This is a genomic window from Listeria sp. MAN/IMW/UF555 (assembly GCF_058684075.1).
On sequence record NZ_JBZWZS010000001.1, the window covers coordinates 739,204 to 751,491 of the forward strand.

A 12,288-nucleotide genomic window follows, 5' to 3' on the forward strand; every position below is an offset into this window, starting at 1 on the left:
TTATCCCTCCATATTTAAAATGAGATCAAGTGCTTTTTCGCCATTAAGTGTGCCGTATGTTGCTTGTGGAATGACTGATACTAAAACATCTTTATCAGCTACTTTTTGCTTTAAATCATCTAACATATAGGCTAAATGTGGTCCGATGAGTAAATAGTCGATTTCGTTTATTCTTTCATCAATTTGAGACTCACTAGCTGCTTTCACGGTTACTTTTTCTCCGCGTTTTTTTGCGGCTTTTCTAATTGCGGCTGCCATAAATCCACTTGAAGCTCCTGACCCACAAATGAGTAAAATGTTTTTCATTTGTATCCTCCCTTTCCTTAACTTACTTTTATTATATAAATGACTGAATCCGCTTACAAATATACTTTTTTCCTACTGGTAGGAAAGTACGCAAAAAAGAACCCCTTCGCTTGATAGGAAGGAGTTCCATGCTCGTTTGATTTAATCACGATATTTTAAGTTAATGAATTTCACTTGGATGTATTCTTCCATTCCATAATGACCATTTTCGCGGCCAAATCCTGAATGTTTCACACCACCAAATGGAGTTTCTGGATTGGATATAGCGATTTCGTTTGCACCAACCATACCATACTCTAGAGCTGCACCGACTTTTTCAACGCGTGCTAAATCTTTTGTATAGAAATAAGATGCTAGACCGAATTCGCTATCATTCGCCATTTCAATTGCTTCATCTTCATTTTTAAAAACGATAAGTGGAATTACGGGGCCGAATGTTTCTTCATAAAAGATGTCCATTTCACGAGTGACGTTATCTAAAACAGTTGGTTTATAGAAATTACCTTTGTCGTAGTCAGAGCCAGTTAAACGTTCGCCACCAGTTAGGACTTTGGCGCCTTTATCTGTCGCGTTTTTAAGTTGTTTGTCGATTTTGTCGATGGCATCTTCGCGAATAAGCGGACCAACATTTACGTCGTCTAAACCGTTACCGACTTTTAGTTTTTCTACTTTAGCGACTAATGTTTTAGTGAATTTTTCTTTGATTTCTTTTGCGACAAAGATGCGGTTTGGTGATACACATACTTGACCATTGTTACGGAATTTTGCTGCGATTAAATCATCTACTGCAGCTTCAAGGTTAGCATCCGCAAATACGATAAATGGTGCGTGCCCCCCAAGCTCAAGCGAGATTTTCTTCAAGGTGTCAGCAGATTGTTTGAATAGTGTTTGGCCGACTTTTGTCGAGCCTGTAAACGTTAATTTGCGGACATCATCACTATCTGTTAAAGTTTCACCAATTTCTTTCGAGCTTCCCATGACGATATTAGCAACGCCTTTTGGTAAGCCAGCTTCTTCAAAAATTTCAAAGATAGCTAAAGCCGAAAGCGGGGTATCTCCAGATGGTTTTAACACGATGGTATTACCTGTAGCTAGCGCTGGTGCGAGTTTTCGTGTCACCATTCCACCCGGGAAATTCCACGGAGTAATTGCTGCTACTACGCCAATTGGTTGTTTTTTAACGATAAACGCGTGGTTGTTTGGTGCTGGGATTGTTTCGCCGTATAGTCTTCTTGCTTCTTCAGCCGCGAATCGGAAGTTTTCCGCGCCGGTTAAGACTTCTCCTTTTGATTCTTTTAGTGGTTTACCTTGTTCTAAGGTCATAATTTTTGCTAAAGTATCTGCTCGTTCTTCCATTAAATCAGCAATATTATGCAAGAGTTTAACACGGTCAGCTAGTTCCATTTTCGCCCAATCAGGAAAAGCATCTTTTGCAGCTTTAATCGCTTGTTTTGTTTCTTTTGGTCCTGCTTGAGCAATTTTCGCGATGACCTCGCCGTTTGCTGGATTTACAATATCTTTTGTTTCTTTATTATCGCCATCTATCCATTTTCCATTAATAAATAATTTGGTTTGAACTTTTGGTAAGCTTGTTTCTTTAATACTCAAAAATACCACTCCTTAGTAAATTTTTCTGTCCGAATCTATCGTTGCTTATAATAGTGTTTTCCACAAATCGAAAAATTTAATCAGGATTTTCTTCTTAAACCCAGAAAATGGCTTATAAGAAAACTTACTCCATCCCAGCATGATGGGCACGAGCGACTTTCTAAAAAACTTTAATTTTTTTCAAAAAAAACTAGCTGCAACGGGTGCAACTAGCTTTTTATAATTAATTTTCTTCAATTGGTTGATGTATTTCTTCTTTTACTTTTTTCGGTGCGTTTTTCTTATATGCAAGGAAATAGAAAAGGCTGACAAAAACTGCTCCGCCGACTACGTTTCCGAGGTATACTGGGATGACGTTCCAAATAAAATCTGCCCATGAATAGTATCCAGCGAAAATTGCGGCTGGGATAATAAACATATTGGCGACAACGTGCTGAAATCCGATAGCTACAAAAGCCATGACGGGGAACCAAATACCGAGGATTTTTCCAGCAAAGTCTTTAGCCGCGTAACAAAGCCACACAGCAATTCCAACAAACCAGTTACACCCGATACCTGAAACGAAAGCAACCCAGAAAGGATCGTTAATTTTTGCTCCAGCTGTTGCAAGTGTTTTGGGTAAAAAATCTCCTTCTGTTAAGCCAACGAAATGCCCGAAGAAGTATGCGACGAAAAAGGCGCCGACTAAGTTCATGACGGACACAATCGCCCAGTTTCTAAGTAATTGTTGGAAGGAAATCTTTTTGTCATACCAAGCAATCGCTACCGCCATCATGTTGCCAGTGATTAATTCTCCTCCACCGAGTAAAATGCACACAAGCCCAACTGGAAAAAGGCTCGCACCAATAAGCGTTGCAAAACTGCCCCATTCGTGAGGCATTGTTCCTACTGCGCGTATGTATAATAAGTAACCAAGAGAAATAAAGGCGCCACCCAAAAAGCCTAGTAAAACGAGCGTTAATATACTCGAATTTGCTTTTTGCGTCCCTTTTTCAATCGTAATCTCTGTTACTTCCTGCGGGCTATAATATCCCACATGAATCCCTTCCTTCTTGTTAAAATAATCACAAAATTGCGTTCTTATTATAGCATAATCAAAAACAGCTTGCTAGTATAAAAAAGCCCGGCACAAAAGTCCCGGGCTCGCGTTTTACGTATGGAGTTCTTTTACAACAGGTATCCTAATTTCAATATCCGCACTTTCTTCACCGTTTTTCGCATAAATTTCTAATTTAAATGGTAATGGATCAAAAACTGGATTGTTGGCAGTAATATACGGTTTGTACTCTTTTTCCTGTATTGCCCGAGCTATTTCCTCGTAACTTTCTAGTATATCCGTCTCTGCTATATGTTCCGCGACAAAATAAGTATGTGCTGGAACTTCAATCCATTCAAGTGGTTCTTTTAAATGAGCGTACTTTTGCTCAACTGGGATGACAGCGTAATGCGTTATACCATCTTCTATATTATGGACGGAAATACCATAGACCTCTTTTAGTTCTGAAAAATCATCTAATTCTTGCGCAAATTTGAGCATTTCTTTAAAAGCTGTTTTAATTCCGGTATGAAATGCTTCTGTTTTTAATCCTTCGTGAACAAGCGCAATCCCCGTGAAACCTTCCCATTCTTCTAATCGTCCTTGTCTAATCGCCATGATTAACACTCCTTTTAAAAAGAATATTACGGCAGAAGATTCATAGATGATTTTAGTTTTTTATCCGCATAACACATGATAAATACCCTACTAAACTTTACTTAAAACAAGATACTAATGAAAATAATCGCTGCAATAATAAAAACAAAAGTGAGCCATGCAACAGGACGAGCAGTGTTGATCGTCCAGCCAATGCCAAAACGTTTTTCAACAAATAAAGCAGGATCATTCCTGTTAAAATAGATTACTCCAGCTTTCCAAAACGCATCATCATCACGAATTGGTTTATTCACATTATCTGGTTCGTTAGCAAATTTTAGCCTACTTCCACCTTGTCCTACTTTTACAGCAAGGAGTACTGTTCCAAGTAATATTAAGATGATAGAAATACTCATGGTAATCATCATAATTTCAGGCGAGAGTGAAAGTAAAATAACTACTTGCATTACGAGAAAATCAATAACCAGAATAACGCACATAATCAACATTGCTTTACTAGAAATTTGTCTAAACAGCATATTCCGTTTTAATGAATCTGCCGGGTTTTCATTTTCCACCGTTTGTTTGCTTCTCGCAATAACGAAATTAATAAATATAAATAAAGCAATCATCCCTAATTGTAGCATTGGTAAAAGTAAAGCCGCTCTCACCGATTTTTGAACGGTGTCAGTCACAACTCCGTTCATATCAAAATGGACTGGAAAAGCCTCTGGTGCAATTGGATAGAACACTGCTGTAATGGCAAGTGTGATAATAAAAATAAGTAATGGCACTACAAACCAAGTATACGAAATAACCATTTTCCTGCGATGAAAACTAGTATCTACCATGATAATCGAATTGGTTGAAATTTCACCAGACTCGATTTTTTCTCTTTTCCACTGTAATGTTGTGTGATGAAAACGATAGTAAATAATGAAAGAAACAATTAATTGACCGAACATGGATATAATAAAGATTCCTGCTTGGAGATTTTCACTCCAATGGAAACCTTGAATTAACGCAATTCCAATGATAGCAACTAATACAGTCCACAAAATCACTTGACCAACATATTGTTTTTTAAGTTGGGTTAGTTCTGCATTTCGATTAGCCCGTTCGCCCACATTTACCCCGAAACATTCGGATTTACGTATTACAAATGGCGTAATTGCTTGCAGTGAAATAATAGCAATACTCACAAAAATATAAATGATAATTTCCATAACTACTCCACTCCCCGCCCTTTTATTTCGTCAAAAATAGCTTTACTAATTTCTAGCCACTCTTCCTCACTCACGCTACGCACAATCGATTCTGCAATTAATGGTCTTAGTTTTGTTTGCAGCTTAGTGAAAAATAGTTGATCTGCTTTCGCCACGCCATCTGGATGTATAACTACTCCTTTTTGGCGGTGTATTTGAATAAATCCTTCTTGCTTTAAAATTTGGTATGCTTTATTTACGGTATGAAAATTAATACCAATATCCGCACCAAGACTTCGCACGGAAGGAAGTTTATCTCCCGGTAAAAGTTCCCGTTTTGCCATGCCTTCAATAATTTGATTACATATTTGTGTATAAATCGGCTCGTCTGATTGTAAGTCAATCGCGAGTAACATACAAACACCTCTTCTCTAACTGTTATACATATTGTATAACACATATATTTTTAAGTCAACATCATAAATTCAGTGGCTATTTAAAGCAGTTAATGGTACTATAAAATTTAACAATAAGGTTTATAGAAAGAAGGGGATCATTTGAAATTTTCACGTTTCAGGGATAGTAAATTGTTTTTTTGGACTATTGAAATTTTAGCAGTTGTGGCAGTTTTATTTATTCTGTTGCAGATGAAGTACATATTTTCACCAATCGGTATAATCGTTTCCACTTTATTTATGCCAATTCTAGTAGCAGGATTTTTATTCTATTTATTCAATCCGCTAGTTTTATTTTTAGAAAAGAGAAAAGTTCCACGACTTTTAAGTGTTATTTTGATTTTTATCGCGTTTATCGCGCTTGTTGTTCTAGCTGTAATGCAACTCGGTCCAACACTTGCTGACCAAGTAGCCGAACTTGCAAAAGCAATACCAGGTTACTGGCAAGATTTTGAAAAATGGCTACAAAGTCTCTCAAATAATTCTGCATTAAAAGATATTGATATGAAACAAGAACTTTCAAAACTCAACATTTCCTTACCGAAAATTATGTCTGTGGTAGTTGATGGGGTAGCTTCTAGTTTTGGCGCGATTATCTCGTTTGTTTCTGGTTTCGTTATGATTCTTGTAACAGTTCCATTTATCGTCTTTTATATGTTTAAAGATGGTCATAAATTCGTTGAGTCTTCTGGCAAATTTTTCCCAGCAGGCATTCGTACTGAAGCAAAACAAATTATTAAAGAAATGAACAAAACAATTTCTACTTATATTAGTTCTCAAGCGATTGATTGTATGTTTGTTGGTTTGTTTACTTTTATTGGTTACTTAATTATTGGTCAACCATATGCGCTTCTGTTTGGATTTATTGCAGGTGCAACGAACATTATTCCTTATCTTGGACCATTCCTTGGAGCAGCTCCCGCGGTTATCGTGGCGCTATTCACTTCTCCAGTTCAGGCTTTACTCGTAATTGTTGTCGTTACTATCGTTCAACAAATTGACTCTAACTTACTTTCTCCATATATTATGGGTAAATCATTATCAATTCACCCGCTCACTATTATCATCATCTTGATTGTTGCAGGTAATTTAGCAGGAATTTTTGGAATGATCTTAGGTGTTCCACTTTACGCGGTAGTAAAAACAATTATCGTCAATGTGAATCGGTTAATTAAATTAAGGCGAGGACAGCTGGCAATTGATAATAATCCACCTGGGTCTAATCCGCCGACAGAATAAAAAAACGAGCTTTGGGAAACTAGTTCCTAAAGCTCGTTTTTTCTATGCTTTTTTAAAATGAGAAGTATCGTTTAAACGTTCTAATTTGAATAAACCATTTTCATAAGCTAAAACAGTAACACTCGCATTGTCTAGAATGACTGATTCGTCCATGGATGGTTCTAGTTCGTGGACAATGTTGCGAATGGTATTTCCGTGAGCGACGATAAGAACATTCCCGCCTGTTTCACGGTGCCGATTAATGACATGTAAGAAACCTTGTTCTACCCGCGTCCAGAATGTCATAAAATCTTCCGCATCACCAGTTGGGTCAGCGGCTTTCGTGCCATTCATCGTTTCTCGAACATCTGCGTTTTTGAATAATTCGTCTTGATTTGCGTAGCCCATGTGATGAGCGATTTCGTTCCAAGCTACATCGCCTTTTTCACCTTCATAGGAACCGAAGAATGTTTCCCGAAATTCGCTTAGTGGTTCAAGAGTTAGACCGAATGCATGTTTATTTTCTTTTAGTAAGTGTCCTGCTGTTGCGATTGTACGGTGTAAGTCACTTGAATAGGCTGCGACGAATTCCGTTTCGGCAAGTCCGCGACCACTTTCTTTTACAACTTCAATTCCTTCTGGTGTAAGCGGCGTATCAGCCCAGCCCTGCATACGTAGATTTTTGTTTAAATATGTTTGACCATGTCTTACAAAATAAAGTGATAATTTTTTTCCCATTACGTACTTCCTCCTCCATCGTTGTTTTCTATTTCATTGTAACAAATTCTTCAGATCCTGTTGGGTGGATAGCAACTGTATTATCAAAATCAGCTTTTGTTGCTCCCATGTTAATAGCAACGGCGAATCCTTGAATCATTTCATCCACTCCGTAACCAATACCGTGCAGGCCGATTACGCGTTCTGTCTTCCCTTCACAAATCAATTTCATCCGGCAAGGCTCGCGGTGGTCTGTAATAGCTGTATACATCGACGTAAAGCTAGACGTATATACTTTAATATTTTCTTTGCCATATTTTTCAATAGCTTCTGGTTCTGTTAAGCCAACTGTACCAATAGCTGGATGGCTAAAGACAACAGTTGGAATATTTTCATAGGTTAAATGAGCATCTTTTTTATTATTGAAAAGGCGTTCTGAAAGACGACGACCAGCAGCAATCGCAACTGGAGTCAATTCGTAATGCCCCGTTACATCGCCAACCGCATAAATCCCGTCTACATTAGTATTTTGGAATTTATCTACCGCAATATGTCCGCTATCTACAAGTTCAACGCCCGCTTTTTCGATTTGAAGCCCTTTGATAACCGGTTTACGTCCGATTGCCCAGATTAAAGTATCCACTGTTTCCGTACGACCATCTTCTAAAAAGATAGTTAAACTACCATCCGAGTTTTTTTCCACTTTTTGAGGAACGGCATGTTTATGCAAAGTCATGTCAGATTGCTCGATAAGCTCAGTCAATGTATCTGTTAAAATCGGGTCAAAATTACGCAGAGGAGCATGTTTACGTACAAAAAGATGCGTATCTGATCCAAATTGCTGTAATACGCCGGCTAATTCAACAGCGATATAACCCGCGCCAACAACCGCCACTTTTTTAGGAAGTTCTTTTAACGCAAAAAAGCCGTCTGAAGTAATGCCATATTCTGCGCCAGGGATGGAAGGAAGTGCTGGTTCGCCGCCCGTCGCAATTAAAATATGATCCGCTGTCACTAATTCACCATTCACTCGTAACGTTTTTTCATCGACAAATTCGGCGTAACCTTTGATCCATTCAACTTTATTGTTATCAAGTCCATTTTTGTAGGAACCACGAATTCGTTCAATGTAAGCTTCTCGGTTTTCTACTAATTTTTGGAAGTTAAAGCTTGAATCCACTTGGTAACCATAAGCATCTGCGTATAAATCCATTGCTTCTTTGATTTGTGCGCCGTACCACATTACTTTTTTAGGAACGCAGCCAACATTTACACAAGTACCACCTAAAAATTTTGGTTCAATTAATGCACACTTTGCCCCGTGCATTGCCGCGCGGTTAATAGAAGCAATCCCGCCACTACCGCCACCAATCGCAATATAATCATAATGCTTCTCCATACAAAATCTCTCCTAACATTTCTTCGTTTTCGTTTTTATAAATACGCTTCGCCCCGCATAATCGCGAGAACCCGCGGATTTGGTAAGTAACGTTTAATCACTTGAAGTTTTTCATAGGTGTCGGTATCTCCTAAATGTTCAGCAATACCCATAGCAACGGCGCTACTTCGACTGACTCCAGCATGACAATGGACTACGATTTGCGTGAAATCTGGATGTTCATCCACAAAATCATAAATCAAGTCACGATGAACCTCATTAAATAGCTTCATCTCGGCCTGCTCTTTGTCACTTAATCCCCAGTAATCGTCTTCTTCGTTAATATCGTTAAAATGAACGGGCAAAATAGCTTCAAAAAGTGCTTCGTGTTTGAGTGGCTGATACGTTGCGCCAACATCCGCAATACGAATAAGTAAAGTATGTTCTGAGCGCGGCTTAAATTGAACCGCTACTACTTCTGGTACGGCAATTATCCGTAATTCAAATGGATCAAAATCAATTTGGCGCCTTTCTTTGTTAATATAATTCGCCATCCTGCATGTCCCCTTTTCCAGTGCAACAAGGTTATCCTTCGCCTTATTCCTCCTCTATTCTATCACGGTTCCACACTTTTACATAAAGAAGCAGTTTCAAACGCAAAAATAACCAAATAAAATTATCTGGTTACTTTTTTCCTTGGCGGTAAAGATCTTTTGTTTTGTATCCTTGACTCAAAATATCGACCATTTCTACGCGTCTTTTTTCTTGAGTGGCTGGTTGTTTGGCAGAATAAATATAACGCGCCCAAACACGCTGGTATCCTGTCGCTAAATTATTGTAAAAAGCTTGTAAATCGCCTTTATCTGCTAAAAATTCTGCGACAAGCGGTACATAATCGGCATATTCATCTGCGGAAGGATTATTTTTCTTTACGCCCTTCGCTTTTAGTTTTGCTGCTTCTTTTAGACCAACAACCGTGTATGTTTCATCAAGCGCAACCATTCGCGTGAATTTGAGGGTGCTACCATCGACGTAACCTTCTTCATCGGTTTTAAGCGCCGGCATGAGTTCATCGCGGTGTACATATGTAGCGAATTTTTTATTGCCTTTTTTCGGATAAGCGAAAAATAAATAACCATTCGCGGAAAGTTTTTTAGTAGCAATGACTTCTTTCGTAAAAGACACCAATTCTTCTAGCGTTTCAACAAAATCGAAAATTAAGTCATATTGCTTATTTGCTAGTTTTTCTTCGTAATTCGCTAGATTTCGAAAATAATCAGCGCCAACTGGTTGATTTAGGATGACTGCTTCTTTGTACTTAGTCAGTTGTAATTTTTCTACTATTGTCTTCTCTGCCATATTCCAGCACCTCGTTTGTATAGTTTGGTTTCAGTATATAGCCTTCCCTCCAAGTAATCAAGCCAAACTAAATGTAAAAAAATAGACCGAGCAATGGGGCCCGGTCTACTAATCATTTTATTTAAAAACAACAATCTCGTTAATTTCAAAAAAGAAGTATTCTTTAGATATTTTGATAAAAAACAAATACTATATTTATACTTATCCACTTTCATTTAGTTTTATCAACTATGCAACTTTATGCTTTTTTATTAAGTGTAATAAAAAAGTAGTTTCACTATAGCAACTACAATATTACTGGCAAATAAATGTACATTTTTACTCAAGTATTCTCTATTTTCTACTTTCTTAGATACACAATTCAAAGCTTTTATTTTGAGTAACCGCTCTTAATGTTCACTCATATTCAAGTGTATAGATTCATCTCATTCTCTCTAACTTTCTTTTCTTTAATAATTCAAATATTTCACGGTCTCTAGAATTATTGATTTCTTCTGGAGGTCCTCTAAATACTTCAATGCTTTCTTCCACTATATATTTTGAAGAAATAGAATACCAGTCCTTTTGTTGACTGTTATTTTTTTGAAAAATATCAATACATCTTTCATGTATTTTGATACAACACTTTTTATATTTTTTTCTACTTCCACAAAGACATAAATCATTTCGCTTAACTTTCCCTTCGTACTTGTCTTTATATTCACTAAAACTAGCCAAATAATCTTTGCTAAATTTTTCTTCTGAACTATAAAATTCTATTTCCTTTTTATTTGTATTTATAGATATATCTCCACTTTGAAATACCACCATACTACGTTCAGGGAGTCTTATACCTTGCTCTTTAGCTTTATTTTGTTCCAAAGGTAATTCTTTCTTGCAAACTGACTTGGAATAAGAATTTTTTAAGATAGTTACGTTTATCTCATGCGTTTGCTCTTCTGTAAGTATACAATATGATTTAGGTTTGACATACTTAGGTTTATTTCCATCATAAAAACACAAGTAGAATTTTGAAGATATAGGTATTAAAATCATTGTGTCCTTAAATCCAATCTGGCGATTAGACATATTGGAAAATTTATTTTTAAATTTCAAAGATACTGTACTAAAAAATTGATCACTCATACAAAACATTTCAGTTTCATCAACAAGTATTGAAATTTCATATCCTTTTAGTATAGTATTTGTAAGTTCAGCTGGATACACGTTACCAACCAGATTCTTTATCAGTCTTTCAATTCTTTCACTTTTGGGATTATCACTATATGCTGAATACTCTTCCAGTAGTGCACCACTACGCAAATATAGCAACACATAAAACATCATTAATTCATTAATTGCCTCTAGAGGAGCTTCTTGACTAATCAAATAATTCGCTTCTAATGTATCAGCTATTTTATCATGGTAAGGAATAAATGAATTCTCTATACGTGCAAATGAATTCTCAATTGTATTTTTGGGTAAGTCTCCATGTTCATAAACAAAATTTTGAAACATAGTATCTCTAATTTCTTTTTTACTTAAATATAAGTTATTATATAGTTCAAAAACTTTTTTTCTATCATCAGAAAAATGTTTCAATATACCTTGCGGAATATAATGTTGTTTTTTTGTTACTTGCATTTTTGCACCTTCTAACATTTATAAATAGTCTTAACCAAACACATTTATCATTTTTTATTTTTTTAGCATCATTATTGTTTTCTCATGATTACCGCTAATCAAAAAATTATTATAATCTGATGAAGAAAATTCTATTGACTCAATTAGGTAAGTGACTTAAATTCGAACAGTTTATTAAACATAAAGAGAGTACTTTCTAAATAAATTGTAGTTTATCTGCTCTCCCGAAAAGAAGAACTAGTAACAATGATAAATCAATATCCCTGTAAGTAAAAAGATTTTACCTGTACAGCTTTCAGTATATAGCCTTTCCTCCAAGTAATCAAGCCGAACTAAAGGTAAAAAAATACCAAGCGACGTGGCTTGGTATTTGAATCTTTTATTTAAAAACAACAATCTCGTTAATTTCAATCGAAGGGTCTAAACTTTTCGCAACCGGGCAGGCATCTTTCACTAAATGCACGGCTTTTTCGGCTTTCGCTTCGTTACTTTTATCCACTAAATCAACTGTGAAAGTAACGTTAATTTTCGTTAAAACATGCACGGCACTTTCTTGATCTTGCTCATAATCGGTATGAATGCTTAAATCATTTATCTCAATTCGTTTTTTCTCAAGTAATGTTTGATATACATATCCGCTACAAGCCGCAACCGCAGCCACTGTTATTTGAACTGGAGAAAAACCTTCTTCTTTAATTAATGTCCAGTTTCCATTTGGATGTACAAGTTCTAATACTTTCCCATTTTTCACTAAATCCATGATTAATTCCTCCAATTTAATTCTTA

13 protein-coding genes are annotated in these 12,288 nt (G+C 36.5%); 1 reads left to right on the plus strand and 12 read right to left on the minus strand.

The window, feature by feature from the left end; all coding sequences use genetic code 11:
* From AC4PG8_RS03710 to AC4PG8_RS03735, 6 genes are all read right to left on the minus strand, one after another.
* Positions 1-306 carry a PTS sugar transporter subunit IIB gene (locus AC4PG8_RS03710; protein ID WP_003761350.1) on the minus strand — a complete coding sequence of 102 codons (306 nt, stop codon included), beginning with the start codon at positions 304-306 and terminating at the stop codon, positions 1-3.
* A 141-nt stretch (positions 307-447) separates the two neighbouring features.
* Positions 448-1,914 (minus strand): NAD-dependent succinate-semialdehyde dehydrogenase, encoded by a 1,467-nt coding sequence (locus AC4PG8_RS03715; protein ID WP_492170038.1) that lies wholly within the window; start codon positions 1,912-1,914, stop codon positions 448-450.
* A gap of 223 nt (positions 1,915-2,137) precedes the next feature.
* Positions 2,138-2,950 carry a formate/nitrite transporter family protein gene (locus AC4PG8_RS03720; RefSeq protein ID WP_492170039.1) on the minus strand — a complete coding sequence of 271 codons (813 nt, stop codon included), beginning with the start codon at positions 2,948-2,950 and terminating at the stop codon, positions 2,138-2,140.
* A gap of 114 nt (positions 2,951-3,064) precedes the next feature.
* On the minus strand, positions 3,065-3,568 hold the full coding sequence (locus AC4PG8_RS03725; protein WP_185504736.1) for an effector binding domain-containing protein: 504 nt from the start codon (positions 3,566-3,568) through the stop codon (positions 3,065-3,067).
* A gap of 101 nt (positions 3,569-3,669) precedes the next feature.
* On the minus strand, positions 3,670-4,773 hold the full coding sequence (locus AC4PG8_RS03730; protein WP_185504735.1) for a DUF1648 domain-containing protein: 1,104 nt from the start codon (positions 4,771-4,773) through the stop codon (positions 3,670-3,672).
* Between the two features lie 2 nt (positions 4,774-4,775).
* Positions 4,776-5,168, minus strand: coding sequence for a GntR family transcriptional regulator (locus AC4PG8_RS03735; protein ID WP_003761337.1), 393 nt, complete (start codon positions 5,166-5,168; stop codon positions 4,776-4,778).
* Positions 5,169-5,309: 141 nt separating this feature from the next.
* Here AC4PG8_RS03735 and AC4PG8_RS03740 point away from each other — a divergent pair, with 141 nt between their 5' ends.
* A complete protein-coding gene (locus AC4PG8_RS03740; protein ID WP_003761335.1) occupies positions 5,310-6,446 on the plus strand; it encodes an AI-2E family transporter in 1,137 nt (378 codons plus the stop codon).
* A 42-nt stretch (positions 6,447-6,488) separates the two neighbouring features.
* On the opposite strand, the gene AC4PG8_RS03745 is transcribed toward AC4PG8_RS03740, so the two are convergent.
* The 6 genes from AC4PG8_RS03745 to AC4PG8_RS03770 all read right to left on the minus strand — a co-directional run bounded on the left by AC4PG8_RS03745 (position 6,489) and on the right by AC4PG8_RS03770 (position 12,262).
* Entirely contained in the window at positions 6,489-7,163 is a 675-nt protein-coding gene (locus AC4PG8_RS03745) for a histidine phosphatase family protein (RefSeq protein ID WP_003761333.1), read from the minus strand.
* A 28-nt stretch (positions 7,164-7,191) separates the two neighbouring features.
* On the minus strand, positions 7,192-8,541 hold the full coding sequence (gene gorA / locus AC4PG8_RS03750; RefSeq protein ID WP_003761331.1) for a glutathione-disulfide reductase: 1,350 nt from the start codon (positions 8,539-8,541) through the stop codon (positions 7,192-7,194).
* Between the two features lie 35 nt (positions 8,542-8,576).
* Positions 8,577-9,074, minus strand: coding sequence for a tyrosine phosphatase family protein (locus AC4PG8_RS03755; RefSeq protein ID WP_003771146.1), 498 nt, complete (start codon positions 9,072-9,074; stop codon positions 8,577-8,579).
* Positions 9,075-9,204: 130 nt separating this feature from the next.
* Positions 9,205-9,879 carry a YdeI/OmpD-associated family protein gene (locus AC4PG8_RS03760; RefSeq protein WP_185547157.1) on the minus strand — a complete coding sequence of 225 codons (675 nt, stop codon included), beginning with the start codon at positions 9,877-9,879 and terminating at the stop codon, positions 9,205-9,207.
* Between the two features lie 420 nt (positions 9,880-10,299).
* Positions 10,300-11,502 (minus strand): DUF4238 domain-containing protein, encoded by a 1,203-nt coding sequence (locus AC4PG8_RS03765; protein WP_492170040.1) that lies wholly within the window; start codon positions 11,500-11,502, stop codon positions 10,300-10,302.
* 379 nt (positions 11,503-11,881) lie between these two features.
* Positions 11,882-12,262, minus strand: a complete 381-nt coding sequence (locus tag AC4PG8_RS03770) for an OsmC family protein (protein WP_033533221.1) — start codon at positions 12,260-12,262, stop codon at positions 11,882-11,884.
* Positions 12,263-12,288: the final 26 nt, after the last annotated feature.